The sequence below is a fragment of the Pseudomonas migulae genome (genome assembly GCF_024169315.1).
GTDB lineage: Bacteria > Pseudomonadota > Gammaproteobacteria > Pseudomonadales > Pseudomonadaceae > Aquipseudomonas > Aquipseudomonas migulae_B.
In genome coordinates, this window is sequence record NZ_JALJWR010000001.1 from 1,543,632 (window position 1) to 1,569,609 (window position 25,978).

Consider the following 25,978-nt stretch of genomic DNA (forward strand, 5'->3'; position numbering starts at 1 on the left):
GCATCAACCCTGCTTCAAATCGAGGCAATAGGTGTAGTAACCCGTGTCACGCACGTAACCCAGGGATTCATACAAGCGCTGTGCCTGGTGATTGTCCGTGGCCGTTTCCAGCGTCATGCCTTTCGCGCCGGTCAGCAATGCGAAGGACCGCGCGGTGTTCATCAGTTGCGTCCCGACCCCGCGGCCTCGGGCGGCGGGCGCGGTGAACAGGTCGCCGAGCAGCCAGGTGCGATGCGCGACGATGGAGGAAAAAGTCGGGAACAACTGGACGAAACCCAACGCTTCGCCCGTGGCGTCCTGGGCGAAGAAGATCACCGACTCATCGCGGGCGATGCGCTCGGCGATGAAGTCACGGGATTGCGTCAGGTTTGAGGGTTGACCGTAGAAACCTCGATAGGCGTCGAACAGACTGGCGATGTTATCGAGGTGGGTGGCGTCGGCGCGATGGACCTGGACATCCATGAGAGGGGTCTCCGTGAGGCAGCAGTGGTGTGTCGGGCGATGTCGATAAACGGCGTGACGATCAGGCTGTAGACCGTCAGGTACCTGTCGTGATCCTGTTCACCGGTGCCGAACCGCAGGGCTTCAGGCTTCGACGTGGTGACGTAGAGCGTACCGAACATCCAGTCCCACAGTGACAGGTTGATGCCGAAATTGCGGTTGAAATGTTGCGGTGCGTCGCTGTGGTGGATCTGGTGCTGGGCCGGGCTGTTCAGCACATGTTCGAGCGCGGGACCGAACGACAGCCAGACGTGGCTGTGACGCAGGTTGGCCGCCAGCGCATTGAGGATGAACACCAGCCAGGTCACGCCAAACAGCGAGTAGCGGCTGATCTCGCCACCACAGGCGTACCAGAAGAGGCCGGCATAGGCGCCGATGCCGATAATCGTCGACAGCTTCTCGACTATCTTCTCGACGAAATGAACCCGGCTGGCCGTCGCCGGCACGAGCACGGGCGCCGAATGATGGACTTTGTGAAAGGCCCAGAGCCATCGAGAATGGAAGGCGCGATGCGCCCAGTAGGCCATGAAGTCTTTCACCAGGAAAACGCCGAGGCCGTAGAGCAAGGACAGTGACAGGTTTTCCTGCACTTGCACCCGCGCGCCCCACAGGTTGGTAAAAAAGGCGATGTAGTCGCCGGAACGCAGGACGAGCGGATCGACCAGGCCGACAATGGGCAACACCAGCGCGACTTTCAGGACCGCGCGCACAAAGTAGTAGCGGTAATCGAGCAACGCCGAACGATGGAAATACACGCGACGCCCGCCGATAAACTGGCCGAAGGATCGTGCGTCGGTGAGACCTCGAAGCTTTCTGAACCGGAACAGAGCGTAGGCGATGCTGTAAGACGTGAACAGAAACAGTAACCCCATGCGCCCATTCAGATCGAAAAGGCTCAGGAACTGACGGATGACAGGCTCGATCACCCATTCCGTCAGGCCGTTATAGAGCAGCGCAAGAGCATCCACGACGGGCTCGCCTCCATCAAACCAAGGGCATTACCAACCACACCGTAACCGAGAACGGTTCTTAAGTGTAGTTGCAGTTCCGGGCGCTGCACTTCCCTTTCGGAGTAAGGGCAAGCTCCCTTGTCACTGCAATTTTGTGGCGAGGGGATTTATCCCCGTTGGGTCGCGAAGCGGCCCCCTGCGTCCATTCAAACAAAACTGAGTTGTCCGGACTCACGACTGCTTCGCAGCCGAACGGGGCTGTGCGACGTTTCGCTAAATCTCCTCGCCACAAATGTGGGCTCCAGCGCTTAAGTGAACAGCATCACCCTCGCCACAGGTTTTGTGGCTGGCGTAAAGTCACGGGACTTTCCGGAGGCCGACATGACCGAACCCGCATCAACAATCTACCTGTCCGACACATCCGACCGGGCGCTGTTCGACCGGATCGCCGATGAATTGAGGCAAGCACTCGACGGGACGTGGGTCGTACAGGCCAGCGGGCTGGACCAGCGTTATTGGGATCTGGAGGCCGAGGGACAGGTCATCACGCTGCACCTGGAACATTACCTGGGGATCATGCTGCTGGTGGACGACGCCGATCCCGACTGGGTGGCATCGGCGCGTTTCCAGGCGCTGGTGCAGCAATTGCAGGCGGTTGAGTTGCCAGCGGTGGCGCCCTTGAATGCGCCATCGCCGACAAGCCAGGTTCCTGTGAAAAAACGGTTCTGGCACTGGCGCTAGAAGGTGATGTCCGCCGCGGGCGTCACGTCGATCCGCGCCACCGAACCGGTCAAATGCCCCAGGTCCTTGTTGTGCTCGGCAATGATGTCTTCGGCGGCGAGGTTTCCGTTGTCGACCGTGGAGTGAGCGTCAGCCGCCAGCACCACGTCGTACCCCAGTTTCAGCGCCTGACGCACGGTGGCGTTGACGCAATAGTCGGTTTGCAGGCCGCAGATGACCAGCCGTTCGAAATCCGGCAGCGGCAGCAGCTTTTGCAGGTTGGTCTGGTAGAACGAATCCGGTGTGGTCTTGCGTACACGCTCATCCTTGGGCGAAACATCCAGCCCTGCAGCCAGTTGCCAGCCGTTAGCGTTATACGCCAGCGGACTGCCCTCTTCCTCATGCTGGATCAGCACCACCGGAATCCCGGCCTTTCGGGCGCGAGTGCTGAGGCCGTTGATGTTGTCGATGACACGCGCAATCTCGAAGCACTCGTATTCACCCGAGCAAAGCGCTTGCTGGACGTCGATGATTAACAGTGCGGTGGTCATGGTTCCTTCCTTGATCTGTCGGTGAGCCAGGGGACAGAAAATAAATCCGCCCCCCGGCAAACACAACCTTTAGTAACCCAGCGACAACCCGGTGTTGCGACGCGGATCGTTCGCGCCGTAGAAGCGGTTCTTGCCCACGGGCTTCCCGTCCAGCGACGGCGCGCCGACCAGAATCGCCGCGATATGGTTGGCATCCTGCGGCCCGGCGAACTTATGCCCCCAGCTTTCGAGCAGCTTCACCGTGTCCGGGCTGGTGGTGAACGTCTCCAGGTTGGTCTCTTCCGGCAACCACTGCTGGTGGAAACGCGGCGCATCCACCGCTTCCTGGATGTTCATGCCGTAGTCGATCACGTTGAGGATGGTCAGCAAGGTCGCGGTGATGATGCGACTGCCACCCGGCGTGCCGACCACCATCACGACTTTGCCATCCTTGGTGACGATCGTCGGGCTCATGGACGACAGCGGTGCCTTGCCGGGCGCGATGGCGTTGGCCTCCCCCTGCACCAGGCCGTACATGTTCGGCACGCCGATTTTCGAGGTGAAGTCGTCCATTTCGTCGTTAAGGATGACCCCGGTCTTGCTGGCCATGACGCCGGCGCCGAACCAGTCGTTCAAGGTGTAGGTCACCGAGACCGCGTTGCCCCATTTGTCGACGATCGAGTAATGGGTGGTGTTGCTGCCTTCGTGCGGCGCGACCCCGGGTTTGAGCTCGCTGGACACAGCAGCCTTCTGTGGGTTGATGGCGGCGCGGATTTTGGTCGCGTAGTTTTTATCCAGCAGATGCGCGATCGGGTTCTTCACGAAGTCCGGGTCGCCGAGGTAGCTGTTGCGGTCCACATACGCGTGGCGCATGGCTTCGATCTGATAGTGCATGCCCTGCGCCGAGTGGTAACCCAGGTCCTTCATCGGGTAGCCGTCGAGGATGTTCATGATCTCGCAGATGACCACGCCGCCGGAGCTTGGCGGCGGTGCCGAGACCACGTGGTAGCCGCGATAGTCACACTCGATCGGTGCCAGTTCGCGGGTCTTGTATTTGTCGAGGTCGGCCTGAGTGATGATGCCCTTGTTGGCCTGGCTGGAGGTGACGATGGCATCGGCCACCCAGCCCTTATAGAAACCGTCGGCACCTTTTTCGGAAATTTCCCGCAGGGTCTTGCCCAGGTCTTTCTGGACGAGTTTCTGCCCGACCTGCATCGGCTCGCCGTTGCTCAGGAAAATCGCGCCGGAATCCTTGATGTCCTTCTTGAACACGTCGGTGGCGTATTCCAGCAAATCGACATCGCCCTGCTCCAGCGTGAAACCGTCTTCAGCGAGCTTGATGGCCGGGGCGATCACTTCCTTGCGCGGTTTGGTCCCGTATTTGCTCAGCGCCAGTTCCATGCCGGACACCGTGCCCGGCACGCCGACGGCGAGGTGGCCGCGGGTACTGAGGTCGGGGACGACATTGCCCGCTTTGTCGAGGTACATGTCGGCCGTCGCGGCCAGGGGGGCTTTTTCGCGGAAGTCGAGGAAGGTCTTGCGCCCGTCCGCCAGTTGAATGGTCATGAAACCGCCGCCACCCAGGTTACCCGCCGCGGGATACACCACCGCCAGCGCATACCCGACCGCAACGGCGGCATCGACCGCGTTGCCACCGTTCTTGAGCACATCCACGCCCACATGGCTGGCCAGATGCTGGGCGGTGACCACCATGCCGTTTTCGGCGGCGACGGGCGCGACGGAGGCCGCATGGGCCATCAGGCAGCTGAGCGCCAAGGAGGTCGCGATGAGCGATTTGGCAAAAGGTTCGAACTTCATGAGTCGGTCTCTTTTTGTTTTTAGGGTCGGAAAAAAAACAGAGAAAACGTTTCAAGAGCAGTACGCAGTATGGCTGGGATTACGTATTGCGCCTCCCTGACGAGGCAGTATGCTTGCCCTCTGCACACCTGTTTTCGGAGTTCGCCGGCATGACGTTTACCTTCACCACCATGGCCTCCCCGGTCGGCGAATTGAAGCTGGTCGCGAACGGCTCGAGACTGGCGGCCATCCTCTGGGAAAACGACAAACCGGGCCGGGTGAGGCTCGGCCCGCTGAACGAAGCCCCGGACAACCCGATCCTGGTTCGCGCCCGACAACAGCTGACGGAATACTTCGCCGGCACACGAAATCGCTTCGACCTGGAACTGGATTTCACCGGGACCGACTTTCAGAAGAAGGTGTGGCAGGCACTGTTGACCATTCCGTTCGGCGAAACCCGCAGCTATAGCCAGATTGCCGAGCAGATCGGCAACCCGAGCGCGGTTCGCGCGGTGGGCGCGGCGAATGGCAAGAACCCGATCTCGATTGTTGCGCCGTGTCATCGGGTGATCGGCGCGTCGGGGAAACTGACGGGGTTTGCGGGTGGGCTGGAGGCGAAGGAGTTGTTGCTGACGCTGGAAGGCGGTCGAGGTAAAACTGGACGTCTCGAAGGCTTTTGATTTGCTTTATGTAGGAGCGAAGCTTGCTCGCGAAGGTGTGTCAGCAACGTTGCTGTCGCCTGACACACCTTCGCGAGCAAGCTTCGCTCCTACAGAGAATTGCGTGCTCAGGAGAAGATGTTTTTCATCGCCGCATACTGCAACAGCATGATGGTCTTCGCATCGCAGATTTCGCCGCGATAAAACGCCTCGAGCGCCGCCTCGAATGACCACTCCAGCACTTCCAGCTCTTCGGTCTCTTCTTCCAGCCCGCCACCCTCGCCGACTTTCGATGACGCATCGTATTCGGCGATGAAGAAGTGCAGTTTTTCAGTCACCGAACCGGGGCTCATGTAGGCTTCGAAGACCTTCTGCACATGGTGCACGCGATAACCGGTTTCCTCTTCCGCTTCATCGCGTATGCGCTCTTCCGGCGCGGCACCTTCAAGCAACCCCGCCGCCACTTCGATCAGCAAACCGTCGTGACCGTTGACGAACACCGGCAAGCGGAACTGCCGCGTCAGCACGACGGTTCTCTTCTCGCGGTTGAACAGCAGAATCGCCGCACCATTGCCACGGTCGTAGACCTCGCGCGTCTGGCGTTGCCATTCGCCATTGTTGCGCAGGTAATCAAAGGTGATTTTCTTCAGCAAATACCAGTCGTGGGACAACACCTGGGATTCGATGATGTTGACCCGCTCGGCTGTGTTCGGCATGACAAGGCGTCCTTAAATCGTCAGAAGACGCCCATCTTAGACGAAAAAACCCTCATGACAGTTGAGCCTTGTATTCCTTCTCATATTGCCCGGCGAGCGTTTCTTTCTGCTTGTCGTCGAGCAATTTACCGGCCATCTGGAAGAACTTCTGCTCTTCCTCTTTCAAGTGGTGATGGACCTTTTCGGAGAGCTTCTTCGCGGTCGCCAGCCAAGCGGGGCTGGACATCTCGGTCTCGTCGAGTTCTTCCATCATTTCGTCCATTTCGTGGTGTTCGGAAATCGCATGGCGGCTGAGGTCGACGCCGTTGTCGAACTCCATCAATGGCATGTAGAAATGCCGCTCTTCTGCGGTTTCGTGGGCCTGGAGTTCGGACTTGAGCTGTTTGTAGGCTTCCACGCGCTCCGGGGTGTCGCCGCTGGTCTTGATCAATGCATCCGCGTAGGTGCGTTGGCGGTCATGGCTTTCGCGCAAGGCTTCAAAAATGTTCAAGGCAGGTGGCCCTCATCGGCTGTCTTCTGGAATGACGCTGTAAAGGCTAGACATCTGCGCGCTGGCGAGGGTTCCTCTGTTTGTCGGGGGATAGAACAATCGTCGCGACCCGGATACGCTCGTGCCTCACCGCCATAAGGATGTAGCCGATGACACTCAGCATTGAACTGTCGCAAAACCCGACACCGGAAGATCGCGAGGCGATCCTCGCACCGTTGCGGGCCTACAACGTCGCCCAAGCGGGTGACGGCAAAGCGCAACCGCTGGCCTTGCTGGTGCGCGATGACCAGGGTGAAATCCTGGGCGGACTGTATGGGCGGTTTTTCTATCAGTGGTTATTTATCGAACTGCTGTCGGTGCCGGAACAGGGCCGAGGACAAGGCATCGGCTCCAGGCTGATGCAGATGGCAGAAGACCTGGCGCGGGAGAAGGAATGCGTGGGGATCTGGCTGGACACCTTCGACTTTCAGGCGCCGGAGTTTTACAAGAAGCTTGGGTATAGCGAACTGGGGCAGATCGTTGACTACCCGCCGGGGCACAGCCGCTTCTTTTTCCAGAAGCGCCTGCTCAACTGATCGAGCCCCATTTACCTGATCGACACCGAACAAATGTGGGAGCGGGCTTGCTCGCGAAAGCGGTGGGTCATTAAACATTGATATTGACTGAACCACCGCTTTCGCGAGCAAGCCCGCTCCCACAGGGATACTGCGTCAATCCATCAGATCACAGGCAAGTCGCCAGCGCCGCCAACCGGCGCTTGGCGACAAAGTCGTCATGCTGCGCGTAATAACTCAACGCCGTACCCGACGCATCGGCGGTGATGTCGACAAAGGATTCCGCCGAACGCGTATAAACCGTCGACCCGCCCTTCTTGCCCGGCTGCAGGTACGCGCCCGCATCAACGCCAAACACCGCCTCGTCCTGCCAGGAAAACTGCACGCACTGGGCAACCACCTTTTCCGGTTTGTCCGACGTCAGGGTTTTGTACGGGGTTCCGGTGCGGGCATCGTTCATTGCCGAACCGGCACATCCCGTCAGCAACGTTGCGGCCAGCGCCACCATCAGAATTCGCATTGCATGTGCTCATCAAGAAAAAGCGGACTGTATCACCGTGGGCTGGCGTATCGTTCTGCTTTACTTCATTTATACCGCGACACCGCGCAACGATTCGCGCACCCTGTCGCGCCAAACGCAGCTTCGCCCTATTTCCGGGCCCATTTTTTCTGGAACGTCCATGACACCTAACGCCGAATTCTACAAACCGACCGCTGAATATGCCGACAAGCTAATCAGCCAGATCGGTCAGACACCTTCCTGGATCGCCAAGCGAATTGGCGTCACCGACAAGCGCATACGTTACATCCTCGACGGCGAACGCACCGTCAAAGGCGAAACCACGCAGATCCAGATGACCTACCCCGAGCAGTGGGCCCTCGAATGCCTGGCCGCTGCGGCCAAGGCCAGCAAGAAGCAGTCTTCGTAACCCATTCTCAAGGAGCGACCATGGCGGCAACCGAACAGCAACACGAGCAGGCGCTGCAGAAGTTTCTCGATGAGCGCCCCGAACTGCGCCACGAACTCGACAACCTCAATCCGCTGCTGGCCCAGGCCAAGGGTGAAACCGCGGCTCAGTATCGCGACGAGCGTCTGCACGAAGCGTTCGAAGCCGAAGCCGAGCGCCTGGGGTTGTTCGCCTGGGAGCTGACGCTGCAACTGACTGCCGCGACGGCCGAGGCTTATCAGGCCCAGCGTATGGAGGTGCACAGGGAAGTGGCGGAAATGGCAGGGATGGACTGGCGGGAATATTGCGAGTTATATGGATTGAATCCGTAACCGTCACCGCTCAAGGACACCGCCACCGATGCTGCCTTCGTCCTCCACCACCCGCGCCAGTCCGGGGCACCTGCACACCCAGAAATGGCGCGGACGTATCGGTCTGTCGCTGGTCGCCGCACTCTCGGTACTCGCCGGCATGACCGACGCCATCGGCTTCATGGCCAGCGGCGACTTCGTTTCCTTCATGAGCGGCAACACGACCCGCCTCGCCGTGGCGATCAGCGACGGCGACATGGGCCTGACGTTGCGCCTGCTGCTCCTCGTGGCGACGTTCATCCTCGGTAACGCCTTGGGCATTGTGGTCAGTCGTGTGGGCGGGCGTCGGGCGCTGCCGTTGTTGCTGTGCATCGCCATGCTGTTGTGCGCGGCTGCGGCCTGGCCTTATGACGAACAACTGCCGGCGCTGCTGGCAGCGATCATCGCCATGGGCATGCTCAATGCCGCGGTCGAAGAAGTGAATGGCCTGCCGGTGGGCCTGACCTACGTCACGGGCGCCTTGTCTCGCTTCGGCCGTGGATTGGGACGCTGGATGCTCGGCGAACGGCGCAACGGTTGGCGGGTGCAGTTGATTCCCTGGACCGGGATGTTTGCCGGCGCAGTGCTGGGGGCTGTGCTGGAACATCATCTCGGGCTTCAGGCGCTGTTTGTCAGCGGGTTGCTGGCGGGTGCGCTGGGGGTGCTGTCGCTGAAGATTCCGCGGCGTTGGCAGTTGGGGTATATGCCGCGCTAAGTATGGGGTTGCCTGTCAGGCCGCCTTCGCGAGCAAGCCCGCTCCCACATTTGACCGTATTTTTCTGTGGGAACTCGGTCAAATGTGGGAGCGGGCTTGCTCGCGAAGGCGGCGACACGGTCATCCGCTAAACGCCCTTCGCCGCACCACCGATAAAGCTTTATCATGGCCGCAGTTTCGCTGATCGAGTCCGTCATGAAGTTCGCCATCGCGCTGTTTTCCGCCGCCCATGCGCCCTCCTCGCGCCGCGCCTTGCTGTTCGCCCAGGCGGCGCTGGCCGGCGGGCATGAAATTGTCCGGCTGTTTTTCTATCAGGATGGCGTGTACAACGCCTCTTCCAGCGTGGTCACGCCCCAGGATGAGCTGGACTTGCCCAGGCAATGGCGTACGTTTGTCACCGAGCACCAGCTGGACGGCGTGGTCTGCATCGCCGCCGCCCTGCGCCGTGGCGTGCTGAACGAAGAAGAAGCCGGGCGCTATCAGCGTGAAGCCATTGCAGTCGGCGCGCCGTGGGAATTGTCCGGGCTCGGCCAGTTGCATGACGCGGTGCAGGATGCCGACCGCCTGATCTGCTTCGGAGGTGCGTGACATGCCCAAATCCCTGCTGATCATCAGCCGTCAGGCTCCGTGGTCCGGGCCGAATGCGCGGGAAGCACTGGACATCGTGCTGGCCGGCGGCGCGTTCGACCTGCCGATCGGCCTGCTGTTTCTCGATGACGGGGTGTTCCAGCTCGCCGCGAAACAGGATGCCAAGGCCCTGCAACAGAAAGACCTGAGCGCCAACCTGCAAGCGCTACCGATGTTCGGTGTCGAAGACCTGTTCGTCTGTGGCGACAGCGCCGCTGAACGCGGTCTGGACCCGACTGCTTTGGCGCTCGAAGAAGCGCAGTTGCTGGCCACCGATGAAATCACCGCCCTCATTGACCGTTACGACCAGGTGATCACCCTCTGATGTCGACTTTGCATGTGTTGTCTCATTCCCCGTTCGGCGACGATCGCCTGACCAGTTGCCTGCGCGTGATCGGTGCGAACGATGCGCTGCTGCTGACCGGCGACGCGGTGTACGCGTTGCAGCCGGGCACCGCGCCCAGCAACGCGCTGAACGCTCGCCACCCGACGCTGTTCGTGCTGACCGAAGACGCCCAGGCACGCGCCCTGGAGATTCCTGACAGCGCCAAGGCCATCGATTATCCCGCCTTCGTCGAACTGTCGATTCACTACGACAAGGTCAACAGCTGGCTATGAATTCACTGACCGTCGGCGCCCGCGCCATCGAGCTGGACAAGGATGGCTTCCTGGTTGAACTGAGTGACTGGTCCGCCGAGGTAGCAAGCGCTCTCGCCGCGGCCGAAGACATCGAGTTGAGCCCGGACCATTGGGAAATCCTCGAACTGCTGCGCAGCTTCTACGACGAATTCCAGCTGTCGCCGGCCACTCGTCCGCTGATCAAGTACACCGCATTGAAGCTCGGCCCGCTGAAAGGCAACAGCCTGCACCTGAACCGATTGTTCAAAGGCACCCCTGCCAAACTCGCCGCGAAACTGGCGGGCCTGCCCAAACCGACGAACTGCTTATGACCGACTACCCAGCGTTGACCCTCGAAACGCCCGCCGAACACCCGTTCGCCCAATTCGTTCGGATCCTCGGCAAAGGCAAGCGTGGCGCCCGGGACCTGACCCGGGAAGAAGCCCGCGAAGCCATGGGCATGGTGCTCGACGACAAGGTCGAGGACACCCAGCTCGGCGCCTTTCTGATGCTGTTGCGGCACAAGGAAGAAAGCGCCGAAGAGATGGCCGGGTTCACCGAAGCCTTGCGTGAACGTTTGCTGGCACCGTCATTGAATGTCGATCTGGACTGGCCGACCTACGCCGGCAAGAAGCGTCATTTGCCGTGGTATCTGCTGGCGGCCAAGTGCCTGGCGCAGAACGGCGTGCGGATTTTCATGCACGGCGGCGGCGCGCACACTGCCGGGCGGCTGTACAGCGAGCAACTGCTGGAAGAGTTGAAAATCCCGTTGTGCCGCAACTGGCAACAGGTCGGGGCAGCCCTCGATAACATCGGCCTCGCATTCATGCCGCTGGTGGATTGGGCGCCGCAACTGCAACGCATGATCGACCTGCGCAACACCCTCGGCCTGCGCTCGCCGATCCATTCCCTGGCGCGGATTCTCAACCCGTTGAGCGCTCGCTGTGGCCTGCAAAGCATTTTCCATCCCGGCTATCAGGCAGTGCACCGCGATGCCAGCGGCTTGCTCGGCGACACGGCGATCGTGGTCAAGGGTGATGGCGGCGAGATCGAGATCAACCCGGACGCCGACAGCCACTTGTACGGCACCACCGGCGGCGAGAGCTGGGACGAGGAATGGCCGCAGCTGTCGGGCCAGCGCCACGTCAAACCCGCCTCGCTCGACCCCGGACATTTGAAAGCCGTGTGGCGTGGTGATGTGGTCGACAGCTACCCGCAAATGGCCCTGATCGCGACCATGGCCCTCGCCTTGCGCGGCCTTGGCCAGACGCGCGAACAAGCCTTTGCAACTGCCCAGCAGTATTGGGATGCCCGGGACAGATCGATTTAACCGATCATAACCCTGCAATCTTTGCGCTATTTTATCGAACCTATCGGAATAGACTCCTCTCCAACGCTTATCGGTTGAGGAGTCTTGAACATGGGTTTGTTAGTTGAAGGTCGCTGGCATGACCAGTGGTACGAAAGCAGCAAGGACGGTGCGTTCCAGCGTGAACAGGCACAGCGTCGCAACTGGCTGACCGCCGACGGCATACCGGGTCCGACCGGTGTCGGTGGCTTTGCGGCCGAAGCGGGTCGCTATCATTTGTATGTGTCCCTCGCCTGTCCGTGGGCGCATCGCACGTTGATTCTGCGCAAACTCAAAGGTCTCGAAAGCCTGATCGACGTGTCGGTGGTCAGCTGGCTGATGCTGGAAAACGGCTGGACCTTCGACAAGCACTTTGGCTCGACGGGCGACAAGCTCGATCACTTCGACTTCATGCACCAACGTTACACCGCCGATACCGCCGACTACACCGGGCGCGTCACCGTGCCGGTGCTCTGGGACAAACAGCAGAACCGCATCGTCAACAATGAATCGGCGGAGATCATCCGCATGTTCAACAGTGCCTTCGATGACTTGACCGGTAATGACCTGGACTTCTATCCGGCGCCGTTGCGGGGCGAGATCGATGCGCTGAACGAACGGATTTATCCGGCGGTGAACAACGGCGTGTACCGTGCCGGGTTTGCCACGTCGCAAAAGGCTTATGAAGAGGCGTTCGATGAGGTGTTTGCCGAGCTGGATCGGCTGGAGTCATTGCTCGGCGCCAATCGCTACCTGACCGGTGAATACCTGACGGAGGCGGACATTCGGCTGTTCACCACGTTGATTCGCTTTGATGCGGTGTACCACGGACACTTCAAGTGCAACCTGCGGCGGATTGCCGATTATCCGAACCTGTCGAACTGGCTGCGGGAGATTTATCAGTGGCCGGGGATTGCCGAGACGGTGGATTTCACTCACATCAAGAACCACTACTACGGTAGCCATAAGACCATCAACCCAACGGGTATCGTGCCGAAAGGGCCGGAGCAGGATTTCACCGCAGCCCATGATCGGGCACGGTTGAGCGGGAAAGGGGTTTGGCGCAAGGCCTGAGGTTTGTGCAGTATTTGAGGGCCCCATCGCTGGCAAGCCAGCCCCCACAGGGATTTTTGTGATGCCAGAGATTGCAGCTTCACCAAAAAACCTGTGGGAGCTGGCTTGCCAGCGATGGGGACAATGCGGTGCTCAGACTTGTGATTGAGCCCCTTCAAACCACGCCAGTTTCTCGCGCAGCTGCACCACTTCCCCCACAATCACCAGCGTCGGCGCATGCACTTCATGCTCCGCCACCAGCCGTGGAAGATCGGCCAGGGTGCCGGTAAACACCCGCTGATTGACCGTGGTCCCCTGCTGGATCAACGCCGCCGGGGTATCCGCTCCGCGACCATGCTTGATCAACTGCTCGCAGATGATCGGCAAGCCCACCAGCCCCATGTAAAACACCAGGGTTTGCGCCGGTGCGACCAGATCGGCCCATGGCAAATCGGTGGAGCCGTCCTTCAAGTGGCCGGTAACGAATCGCACCGACTGCGCGTAATCGCGGTGGGTCAGCGGAATCCCGGCATACGCCGCGCAACCGCTGGCCGCCGTAATGCCCGGCACGACCTGGAACGGGATGCCGTGGGCTGCCAGCTCTTCAATCTCTTCCCCGCCACGGCCGAAGATGAACGGATCACCGCCCTTCAACCGCACGACACGCTTGCCCTGTTTGGCCAGGTCCACCAATTGCTGGTTGATCTGATCCTGCGGCACGGCGTGATCGGCGCGACGCTTGCCGACGTAGACGCGCTCGGCATCGCGACGGCACAACTCGAGAATCGCCGGTGCCACCAAGCGGTCGTACAGCACCACATCGGCTTGCTGCATCAGGCGTAAGGCGCGGAAGGTCAGCAGATCCGGATCACCCGGACCGGCACCGACCAAATAGACTTCGCCCGTGGCGACGGGCGCTTTACCATCGATTTTTGCCTGCAACAGACGCTCGGCTTCGGCGCCCTGCCCGGCCAGTTGCCGGTCGGCAATCGGGCCCTGGAACACATCCTCCCAGAACGCCCGACGCTGCTGTACATCCGGGAACAGACCTTTGACCTGGTTGCGAAAACGCGCCGCCAGCCCGGCCAGTTGACCGTAGGTGGAAGGAATCCAGGTTTCGATTTTCGCGCGGATCAGACGCGCCAGCACCGGCGCATCGCCGCCGCTGGACACGGCGATGATCAGCGGCGAACGGTCGACGATGGCTGGGAAAATCACGCTGCACAGCGCAGGCGCATCCACCACATTGACCGGCACGCAACGCCGATGGGCATCGGCGGAAACCTGTGCGTTCAGCGGTTCGTCGTCGGTGGCGGCGATGATCAGCCCGCAACCATCCAGATCCGCTTCAACGTAGCCACGCAACAGGCACTCGCCACCGCTGCCGGAAACCAGCTCGCGCAGTTGCGGTTCGATTTCAGGTGCGACCACCCGCAGCAGCGCACCGGCATCGGCCAGCAGGCGGGATTTGCGCAAGGCAATCTCCCCCCCGCCGACGACCAACACACGACTGCCGCGAAGGTTATGAAACAGCGGCAGATAGTCCATTTAGCCGATGACCTCAAGGCCACCCATGTACGGTTTCAGCACCTCCGGCACACGGATCGAACCGTCGGCCTGCTGGTAGTTTTCCAGCACCGCCACCAGCGTACGACCGACCGCCAGACCGGAACCGTTCAGGGTGTGAACCAGTTCAGGCTTGCCGGTTTCCGGGTTGCGGAAACGCGCTTGCATACGACGGGCCTGGAAGTCGCCGCAGTTGGAGCACGACGAAATTTCGCGGTACTTGTCCTGGCTCGGAATCCACACTTCCAGGTCGTAGGTCTTGACCGCGCTGAAGCCCATGTCGCCGGTGCACAGCGCCAGTGTGCGGTAAGGCAGTTCCAGCAGTTGCAGGACTTTCTCGGCGTTGGCGGTCAGGCCTTCCAGCGCTTCCATCGAGGTCGATGGCTCAACGATCTGGACCATCTCGACCTTGTCGAACTGGTGCTGGCGAATCATGCCGCGGGTATCGCGACCCGATGCGCCGGCTTCGCTACGGAAGCACGGGGTGTGAGCGACGAACTTGATCGGCAGCAGTTTCGAATCGACGATTTCGCCGGCCACGATGTTGGTCAGCGACACTTCAGCGGTCGGAATCAGGTACAGATCGGCCTCGCCTTCGCGAGCGATCTTGAACAGGTCTTCTTCGAATTTCGGCAACTGACCGGTGCCTTGCAGCGCCGGCGCCTGGACCAGATAAGGCGTGTAAGCCTCTTCGTAACCGTGTTCGCTGGTGTGCAGGTTGATCATGAACTGCGCCAGGGCGCGGTGCAGACGCGCAATCGGGCCGCGCAACAAAGCGAAACGGGCACCGGACAGCTTGGCGGCAGTTTCGAAATCCAGCCAGCCGAACTTCTCGCCCAGTGCAACGTGGTCCTGGACCGGGAAATCGAACGCGGTCGGGGTGCCCCAGCGGCGCACTTCGACGTTGCCGTCTTCGTCATCGCCGATCGGCACGGACTCGTGCGGCAGGTTCGGGATGCCGAGCAGGATCGAATCCAGGTCGGTCTGGATGCCGTCCAGCTCGACTTTACCGGCGCTCAATTCATTCGCCATGCGCTCGACGTCCGCCATCAACGGCGCGATGTCTTCACCGCGCTGCTTGGCCTGACCGATGGATTTGGAGCGCGCATTACGTTCAGCCTGCAGTGCTTCGGTGCGGGTCTGGACGGTCTTGCGCTGTTCTTCCAGCGCTTCGATGCGCGCAACATCCAGCGTATAGCCACGGGAAGCCAGGCGGTCCGCTACGTCCTGAAGGTTGCTACGTAACAGTTTGGAATCGAGCATGTCGGTCTCTCGTTATCAAAGTTTGGTCAAGGACAGGCCGGCCCAGGTGGCGAGCAGCCCGCCGAATACGCTGATGGCAGCATAGCCCAGGGCCAGCGGCACTTGCCCGCTTTCCAGCAGGCGCACCGTATCCAGTGAAAAGGATGAAAAAGTCGTCAGCCCCCCGAGGAAGCCGACCATCAACCCGGCACGCACCTCGATCGGCACCTCCGGGCGTATCAAAAACAGACCGTATAGAACGCCGATCAGCAAACAGCCGACGATATTAACGGCCAGCGTCGCGGTATAGAAGTGCCGCGGCCAATTAGCGTTGACCCAATTACCTGTGGCGAAGCGCAACAGGGTGCCAGCGATCCCGCCGACGGAAACCGCAACGATCAATGGAAGCACTATTTTCTCCGCTGCCGGGGGCTTAAACGGTCAAGTTGCGCGAGGTGATTGAGCTTTTCGCCGATCTTCAGCTCCAGGCCACGGGGCACCGGTTGATAGAACGGTTGTGGCTCAAGCTCTTCGGGGAAGTAATCTTCGCCAGCGGCGTAGGCGTCTGGCTCATCGTGGGCATAACGGTATTCGTCGCCATAACCCAATTGCTTCATCAGCTTGGTCGGCGCGTTGCGCAGGTGCAACGGCACTTCGAGCGAGCCATGTTCGGTGGCGCTGCGCATGGCCGCCTTGAAGCCCATGTACACCGCGTTGCTTTTCGGCGCGCAAGCCAGATAAGTGATGGCCTGGGCCACCGCCAGTTCGCCTTCCGGGCTGCCGAGGCGCTCCTGCACTTCCCACGCCGCCAGGCACAGGCTCAGGGCGCGGGGATCGGCATTGCCGATGTCCTCGCTGGCCATGCGCACCACGCGCCGGGCCAGGTACAGCGGATCGCAACCGCCGTCGATCATCCGCGCGAACCAGTACAGCGCACCGTCGGGATTGGAACCGCGTACCGATTTATGCAGCGCGGAAATCTGGTCGTAAAACGCTTCGCCGCCCTTGTCGAATCGGCGGCGGGTATCGCCCAAAAGACTTTGCAGCAGATCGATGCCGATTTCACTGTTGTCTTCGGCAAGGTCCGAGGCGTTTTCCAGCAGATTGAGCAGGCGCCGACCATCGCCATCGGCAGCGGACAACAGCATCTGGAAACCTTCATCGCTGAGGGTCAGTTGCCGTTTGCCCAAGCCCCGCTCTTCCGTCAGCGCACGATGCACCAGCTTGCGCAGGGCCGCTTCGTCGAGGCTTTTCAGCACATAGACGCGCGCCCGGGAGAGCAAGGCGTTATTGAGTTCGAACGAGGGGTTTTCCGTGGTCGCGCCGATGAAAATCAGCGTGCCGTCCTCAACGTACGGCAGAAACGCATCCTGCTGCGACTTGTTGAAACGATGCACTTCATCGACGAACAGGATGGTGCGCTTGCCGTACTGACCGGCCTGCTGCTTGGCGACTTCCACCGCCTGGCGGATTTCCTTCACCCCGGCCAGGACAGCCGAGACCGTTTCGAAATGCGCGTCCGAGACTTCCGCCAGCAACCGCGCCAACGTGGTTTTACCCACGCCCGGCGGGCCCCAGAAAATCATCGAGTGCAGGGCCCCCTGCTCCAGCGCTTCGCGCAATGGCTTGCCGCGAGCGAGCAGGTGTTCCTGACCGACGTACTCGTCCAGATTGGCTGCGCGCAAACGGGCGGCCAAGGGCTGGGAGATCGGGGCGCTGCGAAACAGGTCCATCACGTACGTTTAAAACCTCGGGTTAGAACAACTCTCTCAAGCCTGCCGAAAACCTGTGGCGAGGGGATTTATCCCCGTTCGGCTGCGCAGCAGTCGCGAAATCATTGCATGCGGTATTCCTGATACACCGCACTGGCAGATCTGGGGCCGCTTCGCGGCCCAACGGGGATAAATCCCCTCGCCACAAAGGCTCACCCCGCAGGTTATGCGGTTTACTCCTGGATCACGTCCGCACCTTTAGGGATGTCGAACTTGAATTTCGACGCAGGGATCGGCTCGTTGGCCTTCACGCCGGTAAACAGGATGTTGGTGCGCTGACCGACGCTATCGATCAGTTGCATGTCGTTGACCAGCCCATTGCGGAACGACAGGCGCAGGCTGTCGAACAGGGTGTCCTTGGTTTTCGGCTTCAAGGTGAAGTCGATCACGCCGCCGGCTTCCTTGGCGCTGATGGCAAAGCTCTCGCTGATCTTGGACACGTCACCGGAGAGCAGCAACGCCGGGGTCTGGCTCAGGCGCAGATCAAGGGTCTTGATGGTGGCCTGCTCCAGGTCCGGGTCCCACAACGTGACCTTCTTGCCGTCGGAAACCACGACCTGCTCGGCCGGCGCATCGGTGTGCCAGTAGAACAGGCCCGGCCGCTGCAGGGACATTTCACCCGCCGTTTCCTGCAACTGGGTGCCGCTGCCATCGAGGGTCAGCTGCGAGAAACGGGCCGTCAGGGTCTGGGATTTTTCCAGCAGTTGGGTCAGACGCGCCACGTCCTTGTCATCGGCGTGGGCCGAGAGCGTGGTCAAAGCCAGAACCGGCAGCAACAGCATGCGGATAAGACGCATGGGAGTCCTCTTAACATTCGTGGGAGTTCGGGCGGCGCGTCACTGCACCGTCCTTTCAAATCAAAATCAGTCGCGTACCGGGCCAGGAGCCAGGACTTCACGGGAACCGTTGGTGTTCATGGACGTCACGACCCCGGCCATTTCCATGGCTTCGATCATGCGTGCGGCGCGGTTGTAGCCGATTTTCAACTTGCGTTGAACCGCGGAAATGGACGCACGACGGCTTTCCAGGACGAACTGCACCGCTTCGTCGTACAGCGCATCGGTTTCGGCATCGTCATCACCGCCACCGCCGCCATTCTCAAAGCCGCTGCCGGCCTCTTCGACACCGGCGAGGATCTCGTCGTTGTACTCCGGTGCACCGCGCAGTTTCCAGGCTTCAACCACCCGGTGAACCTCGTCATCGGACACGAACGCGCCGTGAACACGAATCGGCAGGCTGGTGCCCGGCGGCATGTAGAGCATGTCACCGTGGCCCAACAGTTGCTCGGCGCCGCCCTGGTCGATGATGGTCCGCGAGTCGATCTTGCTCGACACCTGGAACGCCATGCGCGTCGGAATGTTCGCCTTGATCAGACCGGTGATCACGTCAACCGACGGACGCTGGGTCGCGAGGATCAAGTGGATACCGGCCGCACGGGCCTTCTGGGCGATCCGGGCGATCAGTTCTTCAACCTTCTTGCCGACGATCATCATCATGTCGGCGAATTCGTCGACGACCACAACGATGGTCGGCAGCTTGGTCAGCAGCGGTGCTTCGTCGTGAATGCTTTCGCGCTTGTACAACGGATCGGTCAGCGGCGTGCCGGCGTCCTGGGCTTCCTTGACCTTGGCGTTGAAGCCGGACAGGTTTCGCACGCCCATCTTCGCCATCAACTTGTAGCGACGTTCCATCTCCGCCACGCTCCAGCGCAGGGCGTTGGCCGCGTCCTTCATGTCGGTCACCACCGGGCACAGCAGGTGCGGGATGCCTTCGTAGATCGACAGCTCAAGCATTTTCGGGTCGATCATGATCAGCTTGGCGTCTTCCGGGCCGGACTTGAACAGGATCGACAGGATCATCGCGTTCACACCCACCGATTTACCGGAACCGGTCGTACCGGCCACCAGCAAGTGCGGCATTTTCGCCAGGTCGGTGATGACCGGCTTGCCGCCGATGTCGTGGCCCAGGGCCAGGGTCACCGGCGACTTGAAGTTGTCGTACTCAGGGGTCGACAGCACTTCGGAGAAGCGCACGATCTGGCGGTCTTCGTTAGGAATCTCGATACCGACGGTGGTCTTGCCCGGAATCACTTCCACCACTCGCACACTGGTCACGGCCAGGGAACGCGCGAGGTCTTTCGCCAGGTTGGCGATACGACTGACTTTGACCCCGGCCGCTGGCTGGATTTCGTAACGGGTAATCACCGGCCCCGGATGAATCGAATCCACCGAGACTTCGACGCCGAATTCCTTGAGCTTGATTTCCAGCAAATGGCCGACGGCCGCCAGGGATTCAGGCGAGTAATTGAGTTGTTTCTTTTCTGCAGGATCGAGAATCGAGATAGGCGGCAAAGTGCCTTCGACGGCACTGTCGACGAACAGTGGCGCCTGTTTCTCTTTTTCCACGCGGTTGCTCGGCGCGGCGGGTTTGGGTGGCGCGGGGGCAATCACCGGTGGCACCTGCTTCTCGCGGTCCGACATGTGTTTGCTGAGGGCTTGCTCGCGCTCGATCAAGCGCTCCTTGACCTTGGCCTGCTCGCGTTTGTCGGTAACGGTCGGCGCCACCACGTCATGCACGCGGTCGTCGACTTCACGCAACTGCGCAACCAGCTGCTTGCGCTCGACACGGGCCGCCCACCAGCGATTGGCCGCGCCCTGGAACAGTTCGAACAGGTCGAGGGTGATCTTGCCGGTGACGTCCATCACCTTGAACCACGACAGGTCGGTGAACACCGTCAGGCCGAACAGGAACAGGGCGATGAACAGCAAGGTGCTGCCCTGGATGTTCAGCGCGTTCCGGGCCAGGTCGCCAAGGCTTTCGCCCAGCGCACCGCCCGCACCGGCCGGCAGACCGGTCGCGGCATGGAAATGGATATGCGCGAGCGCCGCGCCCGACAGCACCAGGAACACGAGGCCGATCAGGCGCCAGGAGAACAGCCAGCCGCTCCACTGCCACGGCTCGTGGCGTTGACGGAAGATCTGCCAGGCCTTGATCGCCAGCAACAGCGGGAAGATGTAAGCGAAGTAACCCAGCACCATGAACAGGATGTCGGCGCTGTAGGAGCCGACCGGTCCGCCGAAGTTCTGCACATCGTCGATCTTGCTGTTATGGCTCCAGCCCGGATCGTCCTTGCCGTAAGTCAGCAAGGCCATCATCAGGAACAGGCACAAGCCGCCGATGGCGATCAATGCACCTTCCTTGAGTCGGTAGTGCAAATGCTGGCGCCAAAGCGGAACGACGGCTGGTTTAGGTGCTGCGGTGGATTTCTTCAAAACGCTTCTTTTCCTGCGCCTATGGCGCGTCCATCTGTTGAATGACTATAAAAACTGCCCAATCCAGGCAGGTAAAAAAGTTAACTGGCGCAACTGGGACTACTTTTAACACTGCACTCCGGTTTTTATAAACACGGCATGCACTGAATATTCAAGTGACCGGCACGCATTGTACGGGTTTGTTCGTACGATGCCATGCTGGCAGGCCATGGAACAGCATAGCTAACGGCACATCACCTGCGATTCAATTTGAGCACGCATTCTCTTTTGTGACAAAGGCTTATGAGGTGTTTTATGAGCGAATCCAAGCATTGCCGCCTGATCATTCTGGGTTCCGGCCCTGCCGGTTACAGCGCAGCCGTCTATGCCGCCCGCGCCAACCTCAAACCGGTGGTCATTACCGGGATACAGGCAGGTGGCCAGCTCACCACCACCGTCGAAGTCGATAACTGGCCCGGTGACGTCGAAGGCCTGACCGGCCCGGTACTGATGGAACGCATGCAAAAACACGCCGAGCGTTTTGACACAGAGATCGTTTACGACCATATCCACACCGCCAAGTTGCAACAGCGCCCGTTCGAACTTATCGGTGATGGCGGCACTTACACCTGCGACGCACTGATTATCGCCACCGGCGCTTCGGCGCAATACCTGGGCCTGCCCTCCGAAGAAGCCTTTGCCGGCAGAGGAGTTTCAGCCTGCGCGACGTGCGACGGGTTTTTCTACCGCAATCAAGTGGTCGCCGTCGTTGGTGGCGGTAATACTGCCGTTGAAGAAGCGCTGTACTTGTCCAACATTGCCAAGGAAGTTCACCTGGTTCACCGACGCGACAAGTTGCGCTCGGAGAAAATATTGCAGGACAAACTCTTCGAAAAAGCCGCCAACGGTAATATTCGCCTGCACTGGAATCAAAATCTCGACGAAGTCCTGGGCGATGCCAGCGGCGTGACCGGCGCCCGCCTGCGTGACAGCCATACCGGTGAAACCACCGAGCTGCCGCTGGCCGGCGTGTTCATCGCCATCGGCCACAAACCCAACACCGACCTGTTCATCGGCCAGCTGGAGATGCACGACGGCTACCTGCGAGTCAGGGGCGGCAGCGAAGGCGAAGCCACCGCCACCGAGATCCCCGGCGCGTTTGCCGCCGGCGATGTGGCCGATCACGTTTATCGCCAGGCCGTCACCTCCGCCGGGGCCGGTTGCATGGCCGCGCTGGACGCCGAGAAATACCTCGACGACATTCCGAGCGTTTGACGGCAAACTTGACGGTGGGCCTGACGCCCACCACTGCCCTCCCCTTCTGTAAGCCCGGATGCCATGCTGACTTGGTTACAACGCAACACCCTGACGTTCCCGCCGCTGGAAAAAGCCATGCGCGATCCCAACGGATTGCTGGCTGCGGGGGGTGATCTGTCTGCCGATCGTCTGATTCAGGCTTATCGCCACGGCTGCTTTCCCTGGTTCTCGGAAGGCCAGCCGATCCTCTGGTGGTCGCCGGATCCGCGCACCGTCCTGTTTCCCGACGAACTGCATGTCTCGCGTAGCCTGAACAAATTGCTGCGCCAGCAACGCTATCAAGTGACCTTCGATCAGGATTTTTCGGCGGTCATCCGCGCGTGCGCCGCGCCGCGGGACTACGCCGACGGCACCTGGATCACCGAAGCCATGCAGAACGCCTACCTCGCCCTGCACCAGCGTGGCTACGCGCATTCGGTTGAGGTCTGGGACCAGGGCGAACTGGTGGGCGGGCTGTATGGATTGGCGATGGGCCAGCTGTTTTTCGGCGAATCCATGTTCAGCCGCGCCGACAATGCCTCCAAATTTGGCTTTGCCACCCTGGTCAAACATCTGAAAGACTCAGGGTTCGTACTGATCGACTGCCAGATGCCCACCGACCATCTGCACAGCCTGGGGGCCCGCGCCATTCCCCGTCGCGAGTTTGCCCGCTACCTGGCGCAGCATCTGGATCAACCCAACCGCGCCAGCTGGGTTTGCTGAGCGACTTTTGCCCGTGTGGCTTACACTTAATTCAAAGCTTATCCCCGAGGGTTGATCATGACCGAGTTGGCGCGTTTGAAGTTTTATGCCACTCAGCCCCACTCTTGCAGCTATCTGCCCGAGGAGCAGGCCACGACCTTGTTCCTCGACCCTAGTCAGCCCATGGATGTGCATGTCTATGCAGACCTGTCTGAAATGGGTTTCCGCCGCAGCGGCGATCATCTTTACCGGCCTCATTGCCAGAATTGCAATGCGTGTGTGCCGGCGCGCATTCCCGTGGCGCAATTTACGCCCAACCGTCAGCAGAAACGCATTTTCAAGCGCAACGCCGACTTGCAGGTACGCCCCGCCAAACCCAAGTTCAGCGAAGAATACTTCGACCTGTATCAGCGCTACATCGAACAGCGGCATGCCGATGGCGACATGTACCCGCCGAGCCGTGACCAGTTCTCGACGTTCCTGGTGCGCGACCTGCCGTTTTCCCGCTTCTACGAATTTCGCCTGGACGGCCAACTACTGGCGGTGGCCGTCACCGACTTGCTGCCGAACGGTCTGTCGGCGGTGTACACCTTCTACGAACCCGCTGAAGAACGACGCAGCCTGGGGCGCTATGCGATTCTCTGGCAAATCGCCGAGGCCCAACGACTGCGGCTGGAAGCGGTTTACCTGGGCTACTGGATCAAAAACTGCAAAAAGATGAGCTACAAGACCCAATATCGCCCTATCGAACTGCTGATTAATCAGCGCTGGGTCATCCTGAACTAGAACCCCTTGGCTTAAACCCCATTTTTCGGGCACAATGCACGCCGCTTTTGCCTGGCGCAGTTGCACCGGGCCATTCATTGGACACCGAGGGCTTTACTGCATGTCGAAAGAAGACAGCTTCGAAATGGAAGGCACTGTCGTCGACACCCTGCCCAACACCATGTTTCGCGTGGAGTTGGAAAATGGGCACGTCGTAACCGCGCATATCTCCGGCAAGATGCGCAAGAACTACATTCGTATTCTTACCGGTGACAAAGTGCGCGTCGAGCTGACGCCCTATGACTTGAGCAAAGGGCGCATCACTTACCGCGCTCGTTAATCAAGTCAATACAAGACGCCCGGCTTATGCCGGGCGTTTTTGTTTGTCCGGGATTTGCTTGCCGCGCATCGCTCTCTGTGGGAGCGGGCTTGCCCGCTCCCACAGGGTTATGTGTCGAATGCTACACAGCAAAAAGGCGCCTTTCGGCGCCTTTTGCTTTGTTGCGATTTAACGTCAGGCCATCTCTGCCGTGGTTTCGAACTCGAAGGTCAGCTCGCCGTCCTTCAGATCGATATGCACCACACCACCATGGTCAGCCAGTTCGCCAAAGAGAATCTCTTCCGCCAGCGGACGCTTGATCTTGTCCTGGATCAAACGCGCCATTGGTCGAGCGCCCATCGCCGAATCGTAACCACCCGCTGCCAGCCAGCTACGCGCAGCATCGGTCACTTCCAGCTGCACGCGCTTGTCTTCCAGCTGCGCCTGAAGCTCGGTAAGGAACTTGTCCACCACGCTTTTGATGACCTCATGGCTGAGGCGACCAAACTGGATAATGGTGTCCAGACGGTTGCGGAACTCTGGCGTAAAGCTCTTCTTGATCACTTCCATCGCATCGGACGAGTGGTCCTGATGGGTGAAACCGATCGAAGCACGCGCTGCGGTTTCGGCACCGGCGTTGGTCGTCATGATGACGATCACGTTACGGAAATCCGCCTTGCGCCCGTTGTTATCGGTCAGCGTACCGTGGTCCATGACCTGCAGCAGCAGGTTGAAGACTTCCGGATGCGCCTTCTCGATCTCATCGAGCAACAGCACGCAGTGAGGCTGCTTGGTGATGGCTTCGGTCAGCAGACCACCCTGATCGAACCCGACATAGCCAGGAGGCGCACCGATCAGACGCGATACGGTGTGGCGCTCCATGTACTCGGACATGTCGAAACGAACCAGTTCGATCCCCAACGCCTTGGCCAGCTGACGCGCCGCTTCGGTTTTACCGACACCGGTCGGGCCTGCGAACAGGAACGAACCGACAGGCTTGTCAGGCGACTTGAGGCCGGCACGGGACAGTTTGATCGCAGTCGACAGCGAGTCGATCGCAGCATCCTGGCCAAATACCGTCAGCTTCAGGTCACGCTCAAGATTACGCAGCAGCTCCTTGTCGGAGCTGGTGACGTGTTTTGGCGGAATCCGCGCGATTTTCGCGACGATGTCCTCGACTTGAGGCACTTCGATGCGCTTCACGCGTTTCTCGATCGGCTGCAGACGCTGGTAGGCGCCCGCCTCGTCGATCACATCGATGGCTTTGTCCGGCATGTGCCGGTCGTTGATGTAGCGCGAGGCCAGCTCAGCCGCCGCACGCAACGCTTCATCGCTGTATTCGATATTGTGGTGCGCTTCGAAACGCCCTTTCAGGCCGCGCAGGATACCGATGGTGTCTTCCACCGAAGGTTCCGACACATCGACCTTCTGGAAACGTCGTGCCAAGGCACGGTCTTTCTCGAAGATCCCGCGGAATTCCTGGAAGGTTGTCGAACCGATGCAACGGATATCACCGGACGACAGCAGCGGCTTGAGCAGGTTCGAGGCATCCATGACGCCACCGGACGCGGCACCCGCACCAATGATGGTGTGGATCTCGTCGATGAACAGAATCGCCTGCGGACGTTTTTTCAGCTCATTGAGCAACGCCTTGAAGCGTTTCTCGAAATCGCCACGGTATTTGGTCCCGGCCAGCAAGGCGCCCAGGTCGAGGGAATACACCACGCTGTTGGCCAGCAGGTCCGGCACCTGGTTGTCGACAATACGTTTGGCCAGGCCTTCGGCAATCGCGGTTTTACCCACGCCCGCCTCGCCCACCAGCAGCGGATTGTTTTTACGACGACGCGCGAGGATCTGCGCGACACGCTCGACTTCCAGCTCACGGCCTACCAACGGATCGATTCGACCCTGGCGCGCGAGTTCGTTGAGGTTGCTGGCATAAGCATCCAGAGGATTGCCTGAAGAAGAAGACTCACCGCCCTCGTCGTCCTGCATATCTTGCTCACCTTCAGAGTGATCGCCATGCCCCGGCACTTTGGAAATGCCGTGAGCGATGTAGTTGACGACATCGATGCGCGCAACGCTCTGCTGTTTCAGCAGGAACACTGCCTGACTTTCTTGCTCACTGAAGATCGCGACCAGCACGTTGGCGCCAGTCACTTCGCGTTTGCCCGAGCTCTGTACGTGGAAAACAGCACGCTGCAGGACACGTTGGAAGCCCAGGGTTGGCTGGGTCTCGCGATCCTCGTCATGGACGGGGATCAACGGCGTGGTGGAGTCGATGAACTCCTGCAGATCATGCTTGAGTTTGTCGAGGTTTGCGCCGCAGGCACGCAAAACGGTGGCGGCAGCCTCATTATCCAATAGGGCCAGCAGGAGGTGCTCGACGGTCATGAACTCATGACGCTTCGAACGGGCTTCCTTGAAGGCAAGATTGAGGGTGACTTCGAGCTCGCGGTTTAACATAGCTTCACCTCATACCCAAGTGGT

30 protein-coding genes are annotated in these 25,978 nt (G+C 60.2%); 16 read left to right on the forward strand and 14 right to left on the reverse strand.

Going from position 1 to position 25,978, the window contains the following annotated elements:
• Positions 1-3: 3 nt before the first annotated feature.
• Positions 4-462: a GNAT family N-acetyltransferase gene (locus J2Y86_RS07040; RefSeq protein ID WP_253429148.1), complete on the reverse strand. Its 459-nt coding sequence runs from the start codon at positions 460-462 to the stop codon at positions 4-6.
• A complete protein-coding gene (locus tag J2Y86_RS07045; RefSeq protein WP_253429149.1) occupies positions 363-1,469 on the reverse strand; it encodes a sterol desaturase family protein in 1,107 nt (368 codons plus the stop codon). Before J2Y86_RS07045 ends, J2Y86_RS07040 begins: the two co-directional genes overlap by 100 nt.
• Positions 1,470-1,832: 363 nt before the next feature.
• Here J2Y86_RS07045 and J2Y86_RS07050 point away from each other — a divergent pair, with 363 nt between their 5' ends.
• Complete coding sequence (locus tag J2Y86_RS07050) at positions 1,833-2,192, forward strand: DUF3630 family protein (protein WP_253429150.1); 360 nt, start codon at positions 1,833-1,835, stop codon at positions 2,190-2,192.
• Here J2Y86_RS07050 and J2Y86_RS07055 read toward each other — a convergent pair.
• Both J2Y86_RS07055 and ggt read right to left on the reverse strand, forming a co-directional pair.
• Entirely contained in the window at positions 2,189-2,722 is a 534-nt protein-coding gene (locus J2Y86_RS07055) for a cysteine hydrolase family protein (protein ID WP_253429151.1), read from the reverse strand. The genes J2Y86_RS07050 and J2Y86_RS07055 overlap by 4 nt on opposite strands.
• Before the next feature lie 69 nt (positions 2,723-2,791).
• Positions 2,792-4,519, reverse strand: coding sequence for a gamma-glutamyltransferase (ggt, locus tag J2Y86_RS07060; protein ID WP_253429152.1), 1,728 nt, complete (start codon positions 4,517-4,519; stop codon positions 2,792-2,794).
• 149 nt (positions 4,520-4,668) lie between these two features.
• On the opposite strand from ggt, the gene J2Y86_RS07065 reads away from it, so the two are divergent.
• A complete protein-coding gene (locus tag J2Y86_RS07065) occupies positions 4,669-5,178 on the forward strand; it encodes a methylated-DNA--[protein]-cysteine S-methyltransferase (RefSeq protein WP_253429153.1) in 510 nt (169 codons plus the stop codon).
• 107 nt (positions 5,179-5,285) lie between these two features.
• On the opposite strand, the gene J2Y86_RS07070 is transcribed toward J2Y86_RS07065, so the two are convergent.
• Together J2Y86_RS07070 and J2Y86_RS07075 are read right to left on the reverse strand one after the other, a co-directional pair.
• On the reverse strand, positions 5,286-5,873 hold the full coding sequence (locus tag J2Y86_RS07070) for an NUDIX domain-containing protein (protein WP_253429154.1): 588 nt from the start codon (positions 5,871-5,873) through the stop codon (positions 5,286-5,288).
• 52 nt (positions 5,874-5,925) lie between these two features.
• A complete protein-coding gene (locus tag J2Y86_RS07075; RefSeq protein WP_253429156.1) occupies positions 5,926-6,363 on the reverse strand; it encodes a hemerythrin domain-containing protein in 438 nt (145 codons plus the stop codon).
• Positions 6,364-6,512: 149 nt separating this feature from the next.
• On the opposite strand from J2Y86_RS07075, the gene J2Y86_RS07080 reads away from it, so the two are divergent.
• On the forward strand, positions 6,513-6,938 hold the full coding sequence (locus J2Y86_RS07080; RefSeq protein WP_253429158.1) for a GNAT family N-acetyltransferase: 426 nt from the start codon (positions 6,513-6,515) through the stop codon (positions 6,936-6,938).
• Positions 6,939-7,086: 148 nt separating this feature from the next.
• On the opposite strand, the gene J2Y86_RS07085 is transcribed toward J2Y86_RS07080, so the two are convergent.
• Positions 7,087-7,437, reverse strand: a complete 351-nt coding sequence (locus tag J2Y86_RS07085; protein WP_253429160.1) for a hypothetical protein — start codon at positions 7,435-7,437, stop codon at positions 7,087-7,089.
• A 160-nt stretch (positions 7,438-7,597) separates the two neighbouring features.
• Here J2Y86_RS07085 and J2Y86_RS07090 point away from each other — a divergent pair, with 160 nt between their 5' ends.
• The 9 genes from J2Y86_RS07090 (at position 7,598) to J2Y86_RS07130 (ending at position 12,596) form a co-directional block, all read left to right on the forward strand.
• Positions 7,598-7,846: a hypothetical protein gene (locus J2Y86_RS07090; protein ID WP_253429162.1), complete on the forward strand. Its 249-nt coding sequence runs from the start codon at positions 7,598-7,600 to the stop codon at positions 7,844-7,846.
• Between the two features lie 20 nt (positions 7,847-7,866).
• On the forward strand, positions 7,867-8,196 hold the full coding sequence (locus J2Y86_RS07095; RefSeq protein ID WP_253429164.1) for a DUF6388 family protein: 330 nt from the start codon (positions 7,867-7,869) through the stop codon (positions 8,194-8,196).
• Positions 8,197-8,224: 28 nt separating this feature from the next.
• Positions 8,225-8,929, forward strand: a complete 705-nt coding sequence (locus J2Y86_RS07100; RefSeq protein ID WP_253429166.1) for a YoaK family protein — start codon at positions 8,225-8,227, stop codon at positions 8,927-8,929.
• A 195-nt stretch (positions 8,930-9,124) separates the two neighbouring features.
• Positions 9,125-9,517, forward strand: coding sequence for a sulfurtransferase complex subunit TusD (gene tusD, locus J2Y86_RS07105; protein WP_253440154.1), 393 nt, complete (start codon positions 9,125-9,127; stop codon positions 9,515-9,517).
• Between the two features lies 1 nt (position 9,518).
• The gene (gene tusC / locus J2Y86_RS07110) at positions 9,519-9,881 is read left to right on the forward strand and encodes a sulfurtransferase complex subunit TusC (protein WP_253429168.1); all 363 of its coding nucleotides are present in this window, start codon (positions 9,519-9,521) and stop codon (positions 9,879-9,881) included.
• On the forward strand, positions 9,881-10,174 hold the full coding sequence (gene tusB / locus J2Y86_RS07115; RefSeq protein ID WP_253429170.1) for a sulfurtransferase complex subunit TusB: 294 nt from the start codon (positions 9,881-9,883) through the stop codon (positions 10,172-10,174). Before tusC ends, tusB begins: the two co-directional genes overlap by 1 nt.
• Positions 10,171-10,506, forward strand: coding sequence for a TusE/DsrC/DsvC family sulfur relay protein (locus tag J2Y86_RS07120; RefSeq protein WP_253429172.1), 336 nt, complete (start codon positions 10,171-10,173; stop codon positions 10,504-10,506). Before tusB ends, J2Y86_RS07120 begins: the two co-directional genes overlap by 4 nt.
• On the forward strand, positions 10,503-11,504 hold the full coding sequence (locus J2Y86_RS07125) for a glycosyl transferase family protein (RefSeq protein ID WP_253429174.1): 1,002 nt from the start codon (positions 10,503-10,505) through the stop codon (positions 11,502-11,504). The genes J2Y86_RS07120 and J2Y86_RS07125 overlap by 4 nt, the downstream gene beginning before the upstream one ends.
• 90 nt (positions 11,505-11,594) lie before the next feature.
• Entirely contained in the window at positions 11,595-12,596 is a 1,002-nt protein-coding gene (locus tag J2Y86_RS07130; protein WP_253429176.1) for a glutathione S-transferase family protein, read from the forward strand.
• Positions 12,597-12,728: 132 nt separating this feature from the next.
• Here the strand turns inward: J2Y86_RS07130 and cysG are convergent, their stop codons facing one another.
• The 6 genes from cysG to J2Y86_RS07160 form a co-directional block, all read right to left on the reverse strand.
• Positions 12,729-14,123 carry a siroheme synthase CysG gene (gene cysG / locus J2Y86_RS07135; protein ID WP_253429178.1) on the reverse strand — a complete coding sequence of 465 codons (1,395 nt, stop codon included), beginning with the start codon at positions 14,121-14,123 and terminating at the stop codon, positions 12,729-12,731.
• Positions 14,124-15,404, reverse strand: a complete 1,281-nt coding sequence (serS, locus tag J2Y86_RS07140; RefSeq protein WP_253429180.1) for a serine--tRNA ligase — start codon at positions 15,402-15,404, stop codon at positions 14,124-14,126.
• A gap of 15 nt (positions 15,405-15,419) precedes the next feature.
• Positions 15,420-15,794 carry a fluoride efflux transporter CrcB gene (gene crcB / locus J2Y86_RS07145; protein ID WP_027614675.1) on the reverse strand — a complete coding sequence of 125 codons (375 nt, stop codon included), beginning with the start codon at positions 15,792-15,794 and terminating at the stop codon, positions 15,420-15,422.
• On the reverse strand, positions 15,794-17,116 hold the full coding sequence (locus tag J2Y86_RS07150) for a replication-associated recombination protein A (RefSeq protein WP_253429181.1): 1,323 nt from the start codon (positions 17,114-17,116) through the stop codon (positions 15,794-15,796). The genes crcB and J2Y86_RS07150 overlap by 1 nt, the downstream gene beginning before the upstream one ends.
• A 212-nt stretch (positions 17,117-17,328) precedes the next feature.
• Positions 17,329-17,952 carry an outer membrane lipoprotein chaperone LolA gene (gene lolA / locus J2Y86_RS07155; RefSeq protein WP_017339587.1) on the reverse strand — a complete coding sequence of 208 codons (624 nt, stop codon included), beginning with the start codon at positions 17,950-17,952 and terminating at the stop codon, positions 17,329-17,331.
• Positions 17,953-18,018: 66 nt separating this feature from the next.
• On the reverse strand, positions 18,019-20,427 hold the full coding sequence (locus J2Y86_RS07160) for a DNA translocase FtsK (RefSeq protein ID WP_253429183.1): 2,409 nt from the start codon (positions 20,425-20,427) through the stop codon (positions 18,019-18,021).
• Positions 20,428-20,721: 294 nt separating this feature from the next.
• Between J2Y86_RS07160 and trxB the strand changes: the two genes are divergently transcribed.
• The 4 genes from trxB (at position 20,722) to infA (ending at position 23,509) form a co-directional block, all read left to right on the forward strand.
• Entirely contained in the window at positions 20,722-21,681 is a 960-nt protein-coding gene (trxB, locus tag J2Y86_RS07165; protein ID WP_253429185.1) for a thioredoxin-disulfide reductase, read from the forward strand.
• 63 nt (positions 21,682-21,744) lie between these two features.
• Positions 21,745-22,425, forward strand: a complete 681-nt coding sequence (aat, locus tag J2Y86_RS07170) for a leucyl/phenylalanyl-tRNA--protein transferase (RefSeq protein ID WP_253429187.1) — start codon at positions 21,745-21,747, stop codon at positions 22,423-22,425.
• A 57-nt stretch (positions 22,426-22,482) separates the two neighbouring features.
• Positions 22,483-23,190 (forward strand): arginyltransferase, encoded by a 708-nt coding sequence (locus J2Y86_RS07175; protein WP_253429189.1) that lies wholly within the window; start codon positions 22,483-22,485, stop codon positions 23,188-23,190.
• Between the two features lie 100 nt (positions 23,191-23,290).
• Positions 23,291-23,509 carry a translation initiation factor IF-1 gene (infA, locus tag J2Y86_RS07180; RefSeq protein WP_002553999.1) on the forward strand — a complete coding sequence of 73 codons (219 nt, stop codon included), beginning with the start codon at positions 23,291-23,293 and terminating at the stop codon, positions 23,507-23,509.
• 174 nt (positions 23,510-23,683) lie between these two features.
• On the opposite strand, the gene clpA is transcribed toward infA, so the two are convergent.
• Positions 23,684-25,954, reverse strand: coding sequence for an ATP-dependent Clp protease ATP-binding subunit ClpA (clpA, locus tag J2Y86_RS07185; RefSeq protein WP_007946437.1), 2,271 nt, complete (start codon positions 25,952-25,954; stop codon positions 23,684-23,686).
• Positions 25,955-25,978: the final 24 nt, after the last annotated feature.